At 67.1% G+C, this 16,650-nt stretch carries 15 protein-coding genes and 1 pseudogene; 5 read left to right on the plus strand and 11 right to left on the minus strand.

Annotation, left to right across the window (positions count from 1 at the left end):
• Positions 1-35 precede the first annotated feature (35 nt).
• From E8M01_RS17700 to E8M01_RS17710, 3 genes are read left to right on the plus strand one after another with little or no spacing between them, the layout of a single operon-like run.
• A complete protein-coding gene (locus E8M01_RS17700) occupies positions 36-785 on the plus strand; it encodes an amino acid ABC transporter permease (RefSeq protein ID WP_136961331.1) in 750 nt (249 codons plus the stop codon).
• A 5-nt stretch (positions 786-790) separates the two neighbouring features.
• Positions 791-1,666 carry an amino acid ABC transporter permease gene (locus tag E8M01_RS17705; protein WP_136961332.1) on the plus strand — a complete coding sequence of 292 codons (876 nt, stop codon included), beginning with the start codon at positions 791-793 and terminating at the stop codon, positions 1,664-1,666.
• A gap of 4 nt (positions 1,667-1,670) precedes the next feature.
• The gene (locus E8M01_RS17710) at positions 1,671-2,411 is read left to right on the plus strand and encodes an amino acid ABC transporter ATP-binding protein (protein ID WP_136961333.1); all 741 of its coding nucleotides are present in this window, start codon (positions 1,671-1,673) and stop codon (positions 2,409-2,411) included.
• A 21-nt stretch (positions 2,412-2,432) separates the two neighbouring features.
• On the opposite strand, the gene E8M01_RS17715 is transcribed toward E8M01_RS17710, so the two are convergent.
• From E8M01_RS17715 to E8M01_RS17735, 5 genes and pseudogenes are all read right to left on the minus strand, one after another.
• On the minus strand, positions 2,433-3,374 hold the full coding sequence (locus E8M01_RS17715) for an aldo/keto reductase (protein ID WP_136961334.1): 942 nt from the start codon (positions 3,372-3,374) through the stop codon (positions 2,433-2,435).
• A 91-nt stretch (positions 3,375-3,465) separates the two neighbouring features.
• Positions 3,466-3,978 (minus strand): OsmC family protein, encoded by a 513-nt coding sequence (locus E8M01_RS17720; protein WP_136961335.1) that lies wholly within the window; start codon positions 3,976-3,978, stop codon positions 3,466-3,468.
• Between the two features lie 20 nt (positions 3,979-3,998).
• Positions 3,999-4,784, minus strand: a complete 786-nt coding sequence (locus tag E8M01_RS17725) for an ABC transporter ATP-binding protein (RefSeq protein WP_136961336.1) — start codon at positions 4,782-4,784, stop codon at positions 3,999-4,001.
• A gap of 1 nt (position 4,785) precedes the next feature.
• Positions 4,786-5,580, minus strand: a complete 795-nt coding sequence (locus E8M01_RS17730) for an ABC transporter permease (RefSeq protein WP_246088827.1) — start codon at positions 5,578-5,580, stop codon at positions 4,786-4,788.
• Between the two features lie 35 nt (positions 5,581-5,615).
• Positions 5,616-6,587 (minus strand): annotated as a pseudogene (locus E8M01_RS17735) (aliphatic sulfonate ABC transporter substrate-binding protein).
• 346 nt (positions 6,588-6,933) lie between these two features.
• On the opposite strand from E8M01_RS17735, the gene E8M01_RS17740 reads away from it, so the two are divergent.
• Together E8M01_RS17740 and E8M01_RS17745 are read left to right on the plus strand one after the other, a co-directional pair.
• Entirely contained in the window at positions 6,934-8,256 is a 1,323-nt protein-coding gene (locus E8M01_RS17740; RefSeq protein WP_136961338.1) for an LLM class flavin-dependent oxidoreductase, read from the plus strand.
• 154 nt (positions 8,257-8,410) lie between these two features.
• Complete coding sequence (locus E8M01_RS17745; RefSeq protein ID WP_136961339.1) at positions 8,411-9,097, plus strand: glutathione S-transferase family protein; 687 nt, start codon at positions 8,411-8,413, stop codon at positions 9,095-9,097.
• A gap of 304 nt (positions 9,098-9,401) precedes the next feature.
• Here the strand turns inward: E8M01_RS17745 and E8M01_RS17750 are convergent, their stop codons facing one another.
• The 6 genes from E8M01_RS17750 to E8M01_RS17775 form a co-directional block, all read right to left on the minus strand.
• A complete protein-coding gene (locus tag E8M01_RS17750) occupies positions 9,402-10,979 on the minus strand; it encodes an ABC transporter substrate-binding protein (RefSeq protein ID WP_136961340.1) in 1,578 nt (525 codons plus the stop codon).
• A 67-nt stretch (positions 10,980-11,046) separates the two neighbouring features.
• Positions 11,047-12,624, minus strand: coding sequence for an ABC transporter substrate-binding protein (locus E8M01_RS17755; protein ID WP_246088340.1), 1,578 nt, complete (start codon positions 12,622-12,624; stop codon positions 11,047-11,049).
• A 22-nt stretch (positions 12,625-12,646) separates the two neighbouring features.
• Positions 12,647-13,651, minus strand: coding sequence for an ABC transporter ATP-binding protein (locus tag E8M01_RS17760; RefSeq protein ID WP_136961341.1), 1,005 nt, complete (start codon positions 13,649-13,651; stop codon positions 12,647-12,649).
• The gene (locus tag E8M01_RS17765) at positions 13,648-14,682 is read right to left on the minus strand and encodes an ABC transporter ATP-binding protein (RefSeq protein WP_136961342.1); all 1,035 of its coding nucleotides are present in this window, start codon (positions 14,680-14,682) and stop codon (positions 13,648-13,650) included. The genes E8M01_RS17760 and E8M01_RS17765 overlap by 4 nt, the downstream gene beginning before the upstream one ends.
• Positions 14,683-14,689: 7 nt before the next feature.
• Positions 14,690-15,586, minus strand: coding sequence for an ABC transporter permease (locus tag E8M01_RS17770; protein ID WP_136961343.1), 897 nt, complete (start codon positions 15,584-15,586; stop codon positions 14,690-14,692).
• A 7-nt stretch (positions 15,587-15,593) separates the two neighbouring features.
• Positions 15,594-16,535: an ABC transporter permease gene (locus E8M01_RS17775; RefSeq protein ID WP_136961344.1), complete on the minus strand. Its 942-nt coding sequence runs from the start codon at positions 16,533-16,535 to the stop codon at positions 15,594-15,596.
• Between the last annotated feature and the right edge of the window lie 115 nt (positions 16,536-16,650).

Consider the following 16,650-nt stretch of genomic DNA (forward strand, 5'->3'; position numbering starts at 1 on the left):
TCGTTGCGCCTGCCGCCGCTTGAGCCCGATCCTCGATGCTTGATCTCGTCGCCGAGTTTTTCCGCAATCTGAAGGACACCAGGGGCCTCAACTTCACGATCTTCTACGACCCGTTCGACCGCGCGCGCTTCTGGAGCGCCTTCCTGACCACCGTGCAGCTCTCCGTGCTGTCGGTTGCCGGCAGCCTGGTCATCGGTGTCATCGGCGCCTTCGTCCAGAAGGCGGCGTTCCGGCCGCTGGCCTGGCTGGTCAACGGCTATATCGCGCTGTTCCGCAACACGCCGCCGCTGGTCCAGATGTATTTCTTCTATTTCGCGCTGGGCGCGGTCACGCCGACCATGCGCGACGACATCGGCATGGAAGTGCCGCTCATTTCGAACTTCACCTGGGCGCTGGTGTCGCTGTCCTTTTTCGCCGGCGCCTTCAATGTCGAGATCTTCCGCTCCGGTGTCGAGGCGATCCCCAAGGCGACCGTCGAGGCCGCCGAGGCGCTCGGTTATTCCCGGCTCAAGGCCTATATCCACATCGTCTTGCCGCTGGCCTTCCGGGTCTGCCTGCCGGCGCTCAACAACAACCTGGTCAACCTGATCAAGACGACGACGCTGGCCTACGCCATCGGCGTGCCGGAAATGCTCTATGTCGCCAACCAGATCTGGTCCGACACGCTGAACGTGCCGGAAATGATGAACCTGCTCCTGTTCATCTATATCGCGCTGGTCAGCCTGCTGGTCTGGCTGATGCATCGCTGGGAGAAGGCCATGCGCATGCCCGGTTACGGGAATTGATCGCCATGCGCGCCTTGCCCGACAAGACCGACCTGCCGGTTCTGCTGCCCGCCGCCGAAAGGCTCAGGGTGCGGGCCGAGACCGACCGCGCCATGGGCTTGCCCCGCCTCGATCTCGACTGGCGTTTCGGCCTGGCGCTGGTTGCTCTCCTGCTCCTCTGGTGCGGCGTCGCCGAGGCCCAGGCACTGGCCGGCGGGCAGGAGAGCGTGCTGGCGGCCATGTGGAAATGGACGCCGCTGATCGGCCGCGGTTTCGCGCTGAACATTGCTATCAGCCTGATCGCCATGGGCATCGGCAGCCTGTTCGGCCTGTTCCTGGGCCTGGCCCAGATCTCGCTGCTGCCGCCGGTGCGCGCCGGGTCCTGGGTGCTGACCCAGTTCTTCCGCAACGCGCCCTGGCTGGTGCTGCTGTTCTACTGCATCTATGTCCTGCCGTTCCGGGTCACCCTGTTCGGCCAGGTCCATGACGTGCCGAACTGGCTGCGCGCCACCATTGGCCTGATCCTGCCGGTGATGGCCAATGTCTCCGAGATCGTCCGCGGCGCGGTCCAGTCCCTGCCCAAGGGCCAGTGGGAGGCCGCCGAATCGCTCGGCTACCGGCGCTGGGCGACGCTGCGCTCGATCATTCTGCCGCAATGCGTCAAGCGCATGCTGCCGCCCTGGATGAATCTCTATGCCATCGTCATCGTGGCGACGCCGCTGACCTCGGTGGTCGGCGTCGAGGAGGCCATGGCGCTGACCCGCGGCGCGCTCAATGCCGAGCGGCGCGGCGACCTGCTGATCCCCTTCTACGGCTATCTGCTTTTGTGGTTCTTCGCCTATTGCTACCCGATCGCACGCGCCACCCGGGTTCTGGAACAACGCTACCAGGTGAAGATCTGAGCCGATGACCGTGCCCCAAGCCCTCGTCTCGATCCGCAATGTTCACAAGCGCTTCGGCGCGCTCGAAGTGCTGAAGGGCGTCAGCCTGGATGTCGCCAGGGGCGAGGTGATCTGCATCATCGGACCCTCGGGTTCCGGCAAGTCGACGCTGCTGCGCTGCATCAACGCGCTGGTGCCGATCGAGGCCGGCACCATCCTGGTCGGCGTCACCGACGTGACCGATCCGAAGCTCGACAGGATCGCGCTGCGCCAGCGTGTCGGCATGGTGTTCCAGCAATATAATCTGTTCCCGCACCGCACCGCCCTGCAGAACGTCATGATGGCGCCGGTCCAGGTCCTGAAGCAGGACCGGCGCGTCGTCGAGGACAGGGCGCGCGCCCTGCTCGCCAAGGTCCGGCTCACCGACAAGGCCGATGCCTATCCCGGCGAACTGTCCGGCGGCCAGCAGCAACGGGTCGCGATTGCCCGCTCGCTCTGCATGCAGCCCGAGGTGATGCTGTTCGACGAGGTGACCGCGGCACTCGATCCGGAAACGGTCAAGGAGGTGCTGCTGACCATTCGCGAGCTCGCCGAGGACGGCATGACCTGCCTCCTGGTGACCCATGAAATGAACTTCGCCCGGGACCTCGCCGACCAGGTCTATTTCACCGACCGCGGCGTGATCGTCGAGCACGCCGCGCCGGCGGAATTGTTCTCGGCCCCGCGCGACCCGCGCACGCGGGAGTTCCTGGGCAAGGTGTTGTGAGGGAGGGGTGCTCACGCCCTCTCACGCACTCGCCGCATCCAGCTTGGCGACCGCATCGGCCGGCAGCACCAGCCGGGCGGCCTTCAGGATCTCGGTCAATTGCGTGAGGCTGGTTGCGCTGACGATCGGCGCGGTGACGCCGGGCCTGCCGATCAGCCAGGCCAGGGCGACCTGCGCCTGGGTCGCGCCGAGCTCGGCCGAAACCGCATCGAGGGCAGCCAGAATGCGGAAGCCACGCTCGTCGAGATAATTCTTCACGCCGGCGCCGCGCGGGCTTTTCGCCAGGTCCGCCTCCGTGCGGTATTTGCCGGTCAGGAAGCCGGCGGCCAAGGCGAAATAGCTGATGACGCCGAGCCCGCCTTGGCTCACCACCTTGGCGAGATCGCCTTCGAATTCGGCGCGGTTGTAGAGGTTATAGGCGGGCTGGACTGACACGTAGCGCGGCAGGTCCCTGGCGCCGGCGACATCGAGCGCCGAGGCGAGCCTGGCGGCGCTGAAATTGGAGGCGCCGATGGCGCGCACCTTGCCGGCCTTGATCAGCCGCGAATAGGCTTCCAGCCCCTCGTCCTGCGGCGTCGCCGCGTCGTCCTTATGCGACTGGTAGAGGTCGATATAGTCGGTCTGGAGCCGCTTCAGCGATTCCTCGACGGCTACCGCGATGGTCGCAGCCTTCAGGTCCGGGTATTTCGCCCACATGCCGACCTTGGTGGCGATCACCACGTCGTCGCGCCGGCCGCGCCGCTTCAGCCAGTTGCCGATGACGGTTTCCGATTCACCGCCGGCATGGCCGGGCGCCCAGGCCGAATAGACGTCGGCCGTGTCGATGGCATTGAAACCCTCGGCGACGAAGGCGTCGAGCAGGCCGAACGAGGTCGCCTCCTCGGCGGTCCAGCCGAAGACATTGCCGCCGAACATCAGCGGTGCGATCGAGAGGCCGGAACGGCCGAGCGGGCGATGGTTCATGGCGTGGCTCCATTGTCGATCACAGCCTGGCACGGCGGGCCATCAGGCACAGCGTCCGCCCACGCATGGCAGGGGCCCCGACAGGTTTGGTTCAGGCCGCCCGCACCAGCGCGGCATGGATCGGCGTGCCACCCTTGATGGTCTGGTAGACCACGCAATAGCGTTCCGTCAGTTTCATCAGGCTGGCGAGCTTGTCGTCGGGCGCGTCGGTCCTGACCGCGAAGGTGAGGCGGATGTCGCGGAAGCCGACCGGCGCCTCGCGGTCGACGCCGAGCGTGCCGCGGAAGTCGAGGTCGCCTTCGACGCTGACGGTGGCATCCTCCAGGCTGATCTCGAGCGCGGTCGCGACCGCCTTCAAGGTCACGCCGGCGCAGGCGACCAGCGCCTCCAGCAGCATGTCGCCGGAGCAGAGCTCGAGGCCCGTGCCGCCGGACGCCGGATGCAGGCCGGCGGTCGCCAGCGCCCGGCCGGTCTCCACCTTGCAGGCAATCGACTGGTCGTCGATCCGGCCGCGCGCCTTGAGCACGATGACGGCTGCATCCGGATCGGTCTTGTATCTGTCCTTGATCGGCGCCTGAAGCGCGCGCAGGGCATTGGCGTCCATCATCCGGTCTCCGGTGCTGCTCAGCCGGCGCCGGCGGCGCGCAGCTCTCGGCGGGCATCTAGCGCGCCGGAAAGTGACCTGTCGAGCGCCGCCAGCACCTGCCGGCGGATGGCGTTGAAGCCGTCGCTGGTGCGCTCGCGCGGTCGCGGCAGGTCATGGACGATCTCGGCGAACAGCCGTCCGGGGCTCGGCTGCATGACGATGATCCGGTCGGCCAGCACGATCGCCTCGTCGACATCGTGGGTGACGATCAGCAAGGTGGTGCGGGCCGTGCCGGCGGCCTCCCACAGCGCCGCCAGCTGATCCTGCAGGTCGGCCTTGGTCAGCGCGTCCAGCGCCGAGAACGGCTCGTCGAGGATCAGCACTTCCGGGTCGGGCGCCAGCCCGCGGGCGATCGCTACCCGCTGCGCCTGGCCGCCGGACAATTCGCGTGGCCAGGCATCGGCCTTGTCGGCAAGGCCGACAGCGGCCAGCCGCTCGGCGACCCGTGCCGCACGGGTCGTGACGTCATGACCTTCCAGCATGAAGCCGGCATTGGCCGAGACCGTCAGCCAGGGCAGCAGGCGCGGCTCCTGGAACACCACGCCGATCTTGGGATGGGGACCGCTGATGGTCTCGCCATCGATCGTGAGCTTGCCTTCGGACGGGCTGTCGAGGCCGGCGATCAGCCGCAGCAAGGTCGACTTCCCGCAGCCCGAACCGCCGACCAGCGCGACCGTTTCGCCGCGCTCGACTTTCAGCGAAATGCCGTGGAGCGCGCGCGTGCCGTTCGGATAGGTCTTGCCGACGTCGGAGACGGTCAACATGTCAGCGCGCCTCCGCGGCGATGTCCTGCCAGGCCAGGAACGGCCGGGCCACCGCCGAGATGACGCTATCGGTCAGTTTGCCGAGCACGGCGAAGACCAGGATGGTGGCCAGGATCTGGTCGGCCTTGCCGAGTTGCTGGCCGTCGACCAAGAGATAACCGAGGCCTTCGGAGGCGCCCATGAATTCGGCCGCCACGACGAACATCCAGCCGAGCCCGAGGCCGGCCCTGAGCGCCAGCACATAGGCCGGCAGGATCGCCGGCAGCAGGATGCGCCTGACCATGCCGAGCCGGGACAGCCGCGCCACCCGGCCGACCTCGACGATCTTGCGGTCGATCGCCAGGATCGCGCCGGAGACGCCGAGATAGACCGGGAAGAACACGCCGACCGCGATCAGCGCCACTTTCGAGGCTTCGAAAATGCCGAGCCAGAGGATGAACAGCGGCACCCAGGCGATCGAGGGAATCGAGCGTAGGCCTTGCAGCGTCGGATCGATCAGCCGGCGGATGAGCGAGGAAGCGCCGGCCGCCGCGCCGAGCAGCGTGCCGGCGGCGACACCAAACGCGAACCCCGCGCCGACACGCGCCAGCGTCGTCAGGATATGCAGCCAGAGATCGCCCGACTGGTAGAGGCTGGTGAGCGTGGCGGCGATCCGCGACGGCGGCGGCAGGAGCCGTCCCTCGATCAGCCCGAACCGCACCGCGAGCTCGAAGCCAAGCGCCAGCACGACCGGCAGGATCAGGCCGAGCGGCGCCCCCGACAGCGTCAGCCGCAAGCGGCGCGGCCGTACTGCGATGCTCTCCTCGGCGATCCGAAAGGTCACGCCGGACCTCAGGCCGAACGGGGGCTGAGCGTGGCGTCGACCAGCTCGCGGCTGACAGCGGCGATGTCGACATTGGCCGGGATGACGCCGGCCGCCTGCAAGGCCTCGCCCGCCGCACGAATGGTTGCCACCTGGGTCGGGCCGATCTTGGCATGGGTCAGGTCGGTGCGTTCCAATTGCCTGGCGATGATCGGATCGGCGAGCTTGGCCTCCTTGGCAAGCGTCGCGGCCAATTCGGCCTGGTTGGCGAGCGACCAGACCCGCGCCCGCTCATAGACCTGCAGCACGCGGGCGACCAGCTGGGGCTGGGCGGCGAGGAAAGCCTCGCGCGTGTTCAAGACGCCCCAGGTATTGGCTTCGGCGTCGCGGTGGAACAGCTTGGCGCCGTTCTCCAGCTCGGCCGCGGCCATGATCGGATCGAGCCCGGCCCAGGCGTCGACATCGCCGCGCACCAGCGCCAGCCGGCCGTCGGCATGCTGCAGCGGCACCACCTTGACGTCGCGTTCGCTCAGGCCGGCGGCAGCGATCGCGCGGACCAGGAAGATATGCGGATCGGTGCCGCGGGTGACCGCCACCCGGCGGCCGCGGAGATCGGCCGGCTTGGTCACGCCGCTCTCCGGCCTGGTCACCAGGGCGGTCCATTCCGGCTTCGAGAACACGCCGACCGCGCGCACCGGATTGCCGTTGACGCGGGCGACCAGGGCGGCGGCGCCGGCCGTCGAGCCGATGTCGAGCGAGCCGGCGTTGAGTTATTCGAGCGCCTTGTTGGAGCCGGCCGAGAACACCCAGCGGATGGTGATGGCGTCGGCCTTGAACTCGTCCTCCAGCCACCCCTTGGCGCGCAGCACCAGGCTCACCGGGCTATAGGTGGCATAGTCGACGCGCAGCTCGCGGACCTGCGCCGAGGCCGTGCGCGCGGCGGCGATGAACGGGCTCGCCAGCAGCAGCGAGGCGGCGGAACGGCGGGTGATCACGGACATGGCGGCCTCAAAAGTGCTGGAAATAGCGGCCGACTAAAATAATGTTCTCGTACAAGATCAATCTCTTGTGAAAAATAGAAAATAAATTCTCTCTTGTCGCATGCGTGTAGCATGAGGCTGCTGCATCGTCGAAATCCGCGATCACCGCTTTCTTCGCCACGGCAGCGCCCCTTGGCAGCGCCGCTTTCCGGGGCGTCCGCCGGCACCTTCGGCACTCCCGCGGCCTTGACCACGGCTGGCTTTGCTTGCCACCTTGCAGGTCAATCCACGGCTCTCCGCAGCCCCTCGAGGTCATCGCCGGCGGACCGGGAACCGTGATCCCCTCTCGACACGAGGTCACCAAGCCATGGCGCGTCAACTTCGCCTCGGCGCATTCATGCGTCCGGTCAGCATTCACACGGCGGCCTGGCGTTATCCCGGCGCCTATCCGGATGCCAATTTCAACTTCGCCCACCTGAAGCGGTTCATCCAGACGCTCGAGCGCGGCCGCTTCGACGCCTTCTTCATGGCCGATCACCTGGCCGTGCTGAACATGCCGATCCAGGCCCTGAAGCGCAGCGCCACGGTCACCTCGTTCGATCCCTTGACGTTGCTGCCGGCGCTCGCCGCTGTCACCGACCATATCGGCCTGGTCGCCACCGCCTCGACCACCTATGAGCAGCCCTATCATATCGCCCGGAAATTCGCGTCGCTCGACCACATCAGCGGCGGCCGCGCCGGCTGGAACCTGGTCACCACGGCCAATCCGGACGTGGCGCTGAACTTCGGCCTGGACGAGCACATGGAACATGGCGAGCGCTACAAGCGCGCCCGTGAGTTCTACGACGTGGTCACCGGCCTGTGGGACAGCTGGGCCGACGATGCCTTCATCCGCGACGTCGACAACGGCATCTATTTCGACCCCGACAAGCTGCATGTGCTGAATCACAAAGGGCCGGAGCTCGCCGTGCGCGGGCCGCTCAATATTGGCCGGCCGATCCAGGGCTGGCCTGTCATCGTCCAGGCCGGCGCCTCCGAGGCCGGCCGCCAGATCGCCGCCGAGACCGCGGAAGTGGTGTTCACCGGCGGCGGTACGCTCGCCGACGGCCAGCGTTTCTATGCCGATGTCAAAGGCCGCATGGCCGCCCTGGGGCGCTCGCGCGATGCCATGAAGATCCTGCCGGGCGCTTTTGTCGTCGTCGGCGATACGGTCGAGGAGGCGCGTGCCAAGCGGGACCTGCTCGACAGCCTGGTCCATTACGACAGCGCCATCGCCTCGCTGTCGATCGCGCTCGGCATCGACGCCTCTCGGTTCGACCCGGAAGGCCCGCTGCCCGAGATCCCCGAAACCAATGCCTCGAAAAGCGGCCGGGAGCGGGCGATCGAGCTCGCCCGGCGCGACAACCTCAATGTCCGGCAACTTGCCCAGCGGCTTGGCGGCTTTGCCGGCCTCGCCTTCGTCGGCACGCCGAAAACCATAACCGACCAGATGGAGGAATGGCTCCTCACCGAAGGCAGCGACGGCTTCAACGTCATGTTCCCCTACCTGCCGGAAGGGCTCGACGATTTCGTCGACAAGGTCGTGCCGGAACTGCAGCGGCGCGGCCTGTTCCGGCGCGAATATGAAGGCCGGACGCTGAGAGAAAATCTCGGCCTGGCGCGGCCGGAAAACCGCTTCTTTCCAAAATGAGCTGACATCGGCATCCTCGGTCCGATCACGCGGCCGTGATCACCGCCATCCCCCGCTGCGTCGTAACAAGCGGTGCGAGCATGGGCTGCGTTTGAACAACGGTCCCGCCGCCGATCGAGACACGTGATCGAGACACGTCATGGAGGCCTCCGGGATGCTGAAGTTCTATTTCAACGGTTCGCCCAATCCGACCAAGGTGGCGTTGTTCCTGGAGGAGTCGGGGCTGCCCTATGAGGCGGTGCCGGTCGACACCCGCAAGGGCGACCAGTTCAATCCCGACTTTCTCGCCATCAATCCGAACGGCAAGGTCCCCGCCATCGTCGACGACGGCGCGGTGGTGTTCGACAGCAATGCCATCCTGCTTTACCTCGCCGAAAAGACCGGCCAGTTCCTGCCCGCCAATACGCCGGCGCTGCGCGGCGAGATGTTGTCCTGGCTGATGTTCGTGGCAACCGGCGTTGGCCCCTATTCCGGCCAGGCGGTCCACTTCAAGCATTTCGCACCGGAGAAGGTGCCCTATGCGCTGAACCGCTATCAATACGAGGCCGAGCGCCATTTCGGCATTCTCGACGACCATCTGGCCAAGCGCCGCTACATGGTCGGCGACAGCTATACGATCGTCGACATGGCGGCCTGGGGCTGGGCGCGCATGGTGCCGTTCATTCTCGGCGACGATGCCTGGGCAAGGTTCCCGAACCTGAAGCGCCTGTTCGACGAGATCAGCGCGCGCCCGGCCGCGGCCCGCGCCAATGACCTGAAGACCAAGCACGTGTTCAAGGCCGAGATGGACGACGAAGCCCGCCGCCACATGTTCCGCCACATTGCCAACAGCGCGGGGTGAGCGGGGAACCGCTGAACCGACCCTCTCCCAAACGGCTACGACATTCACACATCTCTCAAAGGGGCCTGAATTCGCCACCTCTCAAGGCTTCGCACGAGAACCACGGATAGCGCATGCGCCGTCCTTGTTCGTCATGGCCGGCCTTGTGCCGGCCATCCACGCATTGCCTTGACCGCGGAGGACGTGGATGGCCGTGACAAGCACGGCCATGACGAAGCGAGAAACACCGCGCCAAGACATGGATTGTCGAGATGCGTGAATCCGGTAGCCCAAACGGAGAGGGTCGATTTGCCGACGCCACCGCTCAGCGCGGCTTGCCGACGTTCCAATAGACCGGCAGCCCGGCAGCGATGAGCCCGGTGAGGCTCGCCTGATGGGCCCGCACCAGCCAGAACTGGCCGACCGGAACATAGGGCACGGTCTCGAGCGCGCGCTCCTGGATCTGCCGGGCAATGGCCCGGCGCCCTTCCAGGTCCGGCACCATGGTGAAGGCGGCGCGCAGCTTCTCGATGGCCTCGTCGCAAGGCCAGCCGAACCAGGCGGCGTCGCAATTCGAGCGCAGTGCCAGATGGCCGACCGGCTCGGCCATGTCGGGTGATGCCGGGCCCGACATGAACACCGACCAGCCGCCCTGGCCGACCGGGTTCTTGCTGGTCCGGCGGCTCGACAAGGTACCCCAGTCCATTGCCTGGTAGTCGACGTTCAGACCGATCTCGCGCATCGCCTGGGCGACCACCTGGGTGGCCGGGCTCAATGCCGTCTCGGTGGCATCCAGAACCACGATCTTGGTGCCGTCATAACCGCTGTCGCGGACCATCTGGCGGGCCGCCGCCACGTCGGGGCCGCGCCAGCCGGCATTGGTGAAATAGGGCGAGTCGCACATGTAGAACGACGGGCAGTTGGTATAGAGGCTCTTGTCGTCGACATAGGCGCGCAGCGTCTGCTCCTGGTCGACCAGCCGGAGGATCGCCTGGCGCAGCTTCGGGTTGTTGAACGGCGGCTGCAGCTGGTTAAAGCGCATCACGCCCTGCAGCGCCGACAGCCTGGCGACCGCGATCCGCGGATTGTTCTTGACCAGCGACAGCATGTCCGGCGGCATTTCTTCGAAAATGTCGATCTCGCCGGCCTGCAGCGCGTTGAGCGCCGTCTGGGCATCGGGGATGACCAGCCACTCGACCCGGTCGACATTGGCGCGCTTGGCCCCGGCCAACCCGCTCGGCGGTTCGGCGCGCGGCACATAGGTCGGCGCCCTGATATAGACGATCTTGGCGCCGGGCGACCATTCGGCGCGCACCATCATGAACGGGCCGGAGCCGGTCGGGTCGGTGATCGGCTGGTTCGACGGCGTCTGCGCGAGCCGTTCCGGCATGATCACCGGCAGCATCGAACTCGGCTTGCCGAGCGCATCCAGCACCAGGCCCCAGCGGTCTTTCAGGACCAGGGTGATGGTCTTCGGGTCGGTTGCGGTGAGGGAGGCGGTATGGGCGAGCAATTGCTGGCCGAGGCCGTCGCGTTCGCCCCAGCGCTTCAGCGAGGCGACGACATCGGCCGAGGTCACGGCCGCGCCGTCATGGAACTTCAGTCCGTCGCGCAGCACGAAGGTCCAGGTCAGGCCATCGGCCGAGGTGGTGAAGCGGTCGACCATTTGCGGCTTGATCGCGCCGTGCTCGTCCTGGGCGAACAGCGTGTCGTAGACCATGTAGGCGTGGTTGCGGACCATATAGTCCGAGGTGACCATCGGATCGATGGTCTTCAGGTCGCCGAACGGGCGCACCCGCAGCACGCTCTGGGCCAGCGCCGGCAGCGCCGCCATGGAGCTGGCCAGCAGGCCCACCGCCGCGGCCAGCAGCGCCGTCTTCAATCCGCCTCTCAACGTCGTCATGTCTCACTCCCTTGAACCGTTGTCCTGGTCATGCTCCGCCTGTGGCCGGCGGTATCTCGGCGCGCCGTCAGCGCGTCTTGCCGATGTTCCAGTAGATCGGGATGCCGACGCTCAGGAGCCCGGTCACGGTCTTCTGGTAGCCGCGCAGCAGGAAGAACTGGCCCGTCGGCACATAGGGCACGGTTTCCAGCGCCCGCTGCTGGATCGCCTGGGCGATCGCCCGGCGGCTGGCGAGATCGGGCGCCAGGGTGAACTCGGCGCGCAGCGTCTCGATCGCCGGGTCGCAGGGCCAGCCGAACCAGGCGCCCTCGCAATTGGAGCGCAGCGCCATATGGCCGACCGGCTCGGTCATGTCGGGCGCGGCAGGCCCCGAGACGAAGGCCGACCAGCCGCCTTGCGCGACCGGGTTCTTGTTGGCGCGGCGGGCCGACAGCGTGCCCCAGTCCATCGCCTGATAGTCGACATTCAGGCCGATCTCGCGCATCGCCTGGGCGATCACCTGGGTGGCCGGGCTGCCCGAGGTTTCGGTCGCGTCGAGGACGACGATGCGGGCGCCGTCATAGCCGCTCTCGCGCACCAGCTGGCGGGCGGCCGCGACATCGGGGGCGGGCCAGCCGGCATTGGTGAAATAGGGCGAGTCGCACATGTAGAACGACGGGCAGACGGTGAAGAGGCTCTTGTCCTCGACATAGGCCGAGAGCGTCTGCTGCTGGTTGACCAGGCGCAGGATCGCCTGGCGCATCTTCACATTGTCGAACGGCGGCTGCAGGTGATTGAAGCGCCAGACACCTTGCAAGGACGACATCTTGCCGATGACGACGCGCGGATTGTCGCGGATGAGCTGCACCATGTCGGGTGGCAGTTCCTCGAAAATGTCGATCTCGCCGGCCTGCAGCGCGTTCAAGGCGGTCTGCGCATCGGGAATGATCAGCCACTCGACCCGGTCGACATGGGCGCGTTTGCCGCCGGCAAGGCCGCTTGCCGGCTCCGGGCGTGGCACATAGGAGGGCGATCGCGCATAGACGACCCTGGCGCCGGGTGACCATTCGGCCCGCACCATCATGAACGGGCCCGAGCCGGTCGGATCGGTGATCGCCTGGTTCGACGGGGTGCGTGCGATCCGCTCCGGCATGACGAAGGGCACGATCGAGCTCGGTTTGCCGAGCGCGTCGAGCACCAGGCCCCAGCGGTCCTTCAAGGTCAGGGTAATGGTTTTCGGATCGGTGGCGGTCAGCGAGGCGGTCCGCGCCATGAGCTGCTGGCCGAGGCCGTCGCGCTCGCCCCAGCGCTTCAGCGAGGCGACGACATCGGCCGAGGTCACGGCCGCGCCGTCATGGAACTTCAGTCCCTCGCGCAGCACGAAGGTCCAGGTCAGTCCGTCGGGCGAGGTCGTATGGCCTTCGGCCATCTGCGGCTGGATCTGGCCAGTCGCATCCTGGGCGAACAGCGTGTCATAGACCATGTAGCCGTGGTTGCGGACCTGGTAGTCCGAGTTGACGATCGGGTCGATCGTCTTGAGGTCGCCGAACACGCGGACCTTCAGGACGGTTTGCGCCATGGCCGGCAATGCGGTGATGGAAGGGGTCGCCATGCCAAGCGCCGCGGCCAGCAGCGCCATTTTCAATCGGCCTCTCAGCGTCGTCATCGCCACCTCCCTTGGATCCTCGTCATGCTTCTTCTGTCCCGCCCGTCGCGGCAGGTGGTGTTTCGGGCGCCACGAAATGGCAGGCGACCCGATGTCCGGGGCGCTTGTCCTCGAGCGGCGGCGCGATCTCGGCACAGATCGGCGCGGCAAGCGGGCAGCGGGTACGAAACCGGCAGCCCGACGGCAGCGCGCTGGCACTGGGGATTTCGCCTTGCAGCAGGCGGCGGGTGCCGCGCTGGCGCGGATGGGTGATCGTCACGCTGTCGATCAGCGCGCGCGAATAGGGATGCAGCGGCTCATGGAAGAACGCATCGCGCGGCGCGATCTCGACGATGGCGCCGAGATACATCACGGCGACCGTCCGGCTGACATGCTCGACCACGCTCAGGTCATGGCTGATGAAGAGATAGGCGAGGCCGCGCGCCTGCTGGAGATCCTGCATCAGATTGAGGATCTGAGCCTGGATCGAGACATCGAGGGCTGCGACCGGTTCGTCGGCGACCACCAGGCTCGGATCGAGCGCCAAAGCCCGCGCGATGCCGATCCGCTGGCGCTGGCCGCCGGAGAACTCGTGCGGATAGCGGTCGGCCTGGTAACGGGCGAGGCCAACCTGCTCGAACAGCGCCGCGACCTGGGCGTCCAGCGCGTCACCTTCGGCGATGCGGTAATTGATCAGCGGTTCGGCGACGATGTCGCGCGCGGTCAGGCGCGGATTGAGCGAGGCGAAGGGGTCCTGGAACACCATCTGCATGTTGCGCCGGGCGCGGTGCAGGCGCTCGCCCGAAGCCTGGGTAATGTCCTCGCCGTCGAGCCGGATGGTGCCGGCCGTCGGCGCGATCAGGCGCAGGATGAGGCGGGCGACCGTCGACTTGCCGCAACCGGATTCGCCGACGATCGCGAGTGTTTCGCCGCGGTTGAGCGAGAACGACACGTCGTCGACCGCCCGGACCGTCCCCTTGGCGCGGAACAGGCCACGCCGGAAGGCAAAATGTTTGGACAGGCCGTCGACCGAGAGCACTGGTGTCATGACGCGGCTCGCTCGCTCGAGGCCAGGCCGAGGGTGTCGTCATGGGCATTCTCCTGGGGATGCCAGCAGGCGACATGACGGCCGTCGAGGCCGGCGGCGAGGATCGGATCGAGCCCGCAGCGGTCGCTCGCCCGCTCGCAGCGCGGCTGAAACGCGCAGCCTTCCGGCAGGTCGGTCGGCGGCGGCACGGTGCCGCGAATCTCGGTCAGTCGGAAGCTGGCGTCACGCGCCTGGCCGGCGGTCAGCCTGGGCGTCGAACGCATCAGCCCGCGCGTATAGGGATGCCGCGCATTGTCGAACAGCGAGAACACGTCGGTCTCCTCGACGACCTTGCCGGCATAGAGCACCGCAACCCGGTCGGCGACCTCGGCGACCACGCCGAGATCGTGGGTGATGAAGATGATCGCGGTGCCGAGCTCCGCGCGGATCTCCGCCATCAAGGCGAGGATCTGCGCCTGGATGGTCACGTCGAGCGCGGTGGTCGGCTCGTCGGCGATCAGGAGTTTCGGCTTGCAGGCGAGCGCCATGGCGATCATCACCCGCTGGCGCATGCCGCCGGAGAGCTGGTGCGGATAGGCCGAGATGCGCCGCGCCGCGTCGGGCAGGCGGACCCGCTCGAACAGGTCGAACGTGCGCTGGCGCGCGGCGCGTCCCGACAGGCCTTCGTGGCGTATCAGGGCTTCGCCGACCTGTTCGCCGATGGTCAGCACCGGGTTCAGCGAGGTCATCGGTTCCTGGAAGATCATCGCGATATCGCGGCCGCGCAGGTCGCGCAGCGCCGGCTCGTCGAGGTTCGCGATGTCCCGGCCATCCAGCAGGATGCGGCCGGCGTCGATGCGCGCGCCGCGCGGCAAGAGCCCCATCACGGCCAAAGCCGTGACGCTCTTGCCACAGCCGGACTCGCCGACCAGGCACAAGGTTTCGCCCGGCGCGACCTCGATGCTCAGGTCGCGCACGATCGGCGTCCAGCCGGCCGAGCTGCGCACCGAGACGGTCAGGTTTTCGACCGAGAGGAGAGGGGCTTTTTTCATCGCCGCCTCAATTCCGCGGCCGGCGCGCCAGGCGCGGGTCGAGCGCATCGCGCAGCGCATCGCCGAGCACATTGACGGTGAGCACCAGAAGCGCCAGCGCGACGCCCGGAAAGGCGACGAGCCAAGGCGCGCGCTGCAGATATTGACGGCCGTCGGCGAGCATGTTGCCCCAGCTCGGAATGGTCGGCGGGGTGCCGGCGCCGAGGAAGGACAGGACGGATTCGACGATCATGGCGGAGGCGAAGACATAGGTGGCCTGGACGATCACCGGTGCGGCGACATTGGGCAGGACGTGACGGGCGAGCAGCCGGGTGAGGCGCGTGCCGTTGGTCACCGCGGCCTCGACGAACAATTGCTCGCGGATGACCAGCACCGAACTCCTGACCACCCGGGCCATGCGCGGGATTTCGGCGATGCTGATGGCGACGATGACGTTCTGCACGCTCGAGCCGAACAGCGACATGAGTGCGATGGCCAGCAGGATGCCGGGGATCGCCATGACCCCGTCCATCAACCGCATCACGATCCCGTCGAGCCAGCGGGTGAAGCCCGAGACCAGGCCGATCACCAGGCCGAAAACCGTCGTGACGATGGTCACCAGCGCGCCGACGGTGAGCGAGACGGTGGTGCCGTTGAGCGTGCGCGACAAGGTGGAGCGGCCGAGCTGGTCGGTGCCGAACCAATGATCGAGGCTCGGCGGACGCAACCGGACGATCGGGTTGAGCCGGGCCGGATCCGGCAGGAACAGCGCCGCGGCGATGGCCAGCATCACGAAGCAGGCGAGCACCGTGACACCGGCCAGGATGACCGGCTGGCCGCGCAGGAACTGCCCGAGCGCGCGAAAGCGGCGCATCGCCCGCGACGGCCGGCGGTTGGCATGGCCGGTGATTTCGGTCATCGCCATCGCGGCCTCAATACTGCACGCGCGGGTCGAACAGCACGTAGCTGAGGTCGACCAGCAGGTTGATCAGGACATAGATGGTCGAGAACACCAGGATCAGCCCCTGCACCACCGGATAGTCGCGCCGCAGGATGGCATCGGTGGTCAGCCGGCCGAGGCCTGGAATGTTGAACACGGTCTCGGTCACCACGACCCCGCCGAGCAGGGCGGCGATGCCGACGCCGACCACGGTGACGATCGGGATGGCGGCGTTCTTCAACGCATGGCGCAGAATGACCCGTCCCGGCAGCAGCCCCTTGGCGCGGGCGGTGCGGACATAGTCCTCCGACAGCACTTCCAGGAGGCTTGCCCGGGTGATACGGGCGATCAGCGCGGCATAGAGCAGGGCCAGCGTCAGGCCGGGCAAAGCCAGGCTGTTGAGGCAAGGCGCGAGGCCTTGCGCCAGCGGCACATAGCCTTGCGTTGGGAACCAGCCGAGACCAAGTGCGAAGACATAGACCAGCAGGAAGGCGATGACGAAGACCGGCGAGGAGAAGCCGAGCATGGCGAAGGCCATCACCGCCCGGTCGAATGGGCTGCCGGCCTTGACCGCCGCGATGGTGCCGAGCGGCACCGCGATGGCCAGGGCGAGCACGATGGCGACCAGCGCCAGCATGGCGGTCGGCTCGACGCGCATGCCGATCAGCCGGGTGACCGCCATGCCGGAGAAGATCGAGCTGCCGAGGTCGCCGCGGGCGAGCTGTCCGGCATAGGTGACGAGCTGCTCGCTCAGCGGCCGGTCGAAACCGAGCTTCTGCCTGATGTCTTCGATCTGTGCCGTGGTGGCCTGGTCGCCGGCGATCAGGATCGCCGGATCGCCGGGGGTCAGCCGCAACAGGAAGAACACCAGCAGCGCCACGAACAGCAGCACGGGAATGGTGGCCGCCAGGCGGCGCAGGATATAGCCGAGCATGACCGTTACGCCGATGCCGGGACGGATTCGACCTGCCTGCGTGTCATGTCCCGAACCCTCCCGATGTGCTTGTTGTGAAACGTTTCAATTAGGCTGTCACAGATGATTATGCGAC

The organism is Phreatobacter stygius (assembly GCF_005144885.1).
In the GTDB taxonomy this organism is placed as follows: domain Bacteria; phylum Pseudomonadota; class Alphaproteobacteria; order Rhizobiales; family Phreatobacteraceae; genus Phreatobacter; species Phreatobacter stygius.

Excerpts from the sequence above, each read along its gene's own strand:
- E8M01_RS17750 (WP_136961340.1), bottom strand. The coding sequence starts at position 10,979 with ATGACGACGTTGAGAGGCGGATTGAAGACGGCGCTGCTGGCCGCGGCG.
- E8M01_RS17710 (WP_136961333.1), top strand. The coding sequence starts at position 1,671 with ATGACCGTGCCCCAAGCCCTCGTCTCGATCCGCAATGTTCACAAGCGC.
- E8M01_RS17760 (WP_136961341.1), bottom strand. The coding sequence starts at position 13,651 with ATGACACCAGTGCTCTCGGTCGACGGCCTGTCCAAACATTTTGCCTTC.
- E8M01_RS17745 (WP_136961339.1), top strand. The coding sequence starts at position 8,411 with ATGCTGAAGTTCTATTTCAACGGTTCGCCCAATCCGACCAAGGTGGCG.
- E8M01_RS17770 (WP_136961343.1), bottom strand. The coding sequence starts at position 15,586 with ATGGCGATGACCGAAATCACCGGCCATGCCAACCGCCGGCCGTCGCGG.
- E8M01_RS17775 (WP_136961344.1), bottom strand. The coding sequence starts at position 16,535 with ATGCTCGGCTATATCCTGCGCCGCCTGGCGGCCACCATTCCCGTGCTG.
- E8M01_RS17700 (WP_136961331.1), top strand. The coding sequence starts at position 36 with ATGCTTGATCTCGTCGCCGAGTTTTTCCGCAATCTGAAGGACACCAGG.
- E8M01_RS17755 (WP_246088340.1), bottom strand. The coding sequence starts at position 12,624 with ATGACGACGCTGAGAGGCCGATTGAAAATGGCGCTGCTGGCCGCGGCG.
- E8M01_RS17720 (WP_136961335.1), bottom strand. The coding sequence starts at position 3,978 with ATGGACGCCAATGCCCTGCGCGCGCTTCAGGCGCCGATCAAGGACAGA.
- E8M01_RS17765 (WP_136961342.1), bottom strand. The coding sequence starts at position 14,682 with ATGAAAAAAGCCCCTCTCCTCTCGGTCGAAAACCTGACCGTCTCGGTG.
- E8M01_RS17740 (WP_136961338.1), top strand. The coding sequence starts at position 6,934 with ATGGCGCGTCAACTTCGCCTCGGCGCATTCATGCGTCCGGTCAGCATT.
- E8M01_RS17715 (WP_136961334.1), bottom strand. The coding sequence starts at position 3,374 with ATGAACCATCGCCCGCTCGGCCGTTCCGGCCTCTCGATCGCACCGCTG.
- E8M01_RS17705 (WP_136961332.1), top strand. The coding sequence starts at position 791 with ATGCGCGCCTTGCCCGACAAGACCGACCTGCCGGTTCTGCTGCCCGCC.
- E8M01_RS17725 (WP_136961336.1), bottom strand. The coding sequence starts at position 4,784 with ATGTTGACCGTCTCCGACGTCGGCAAGACCTATCCGAACGGCACGCGC.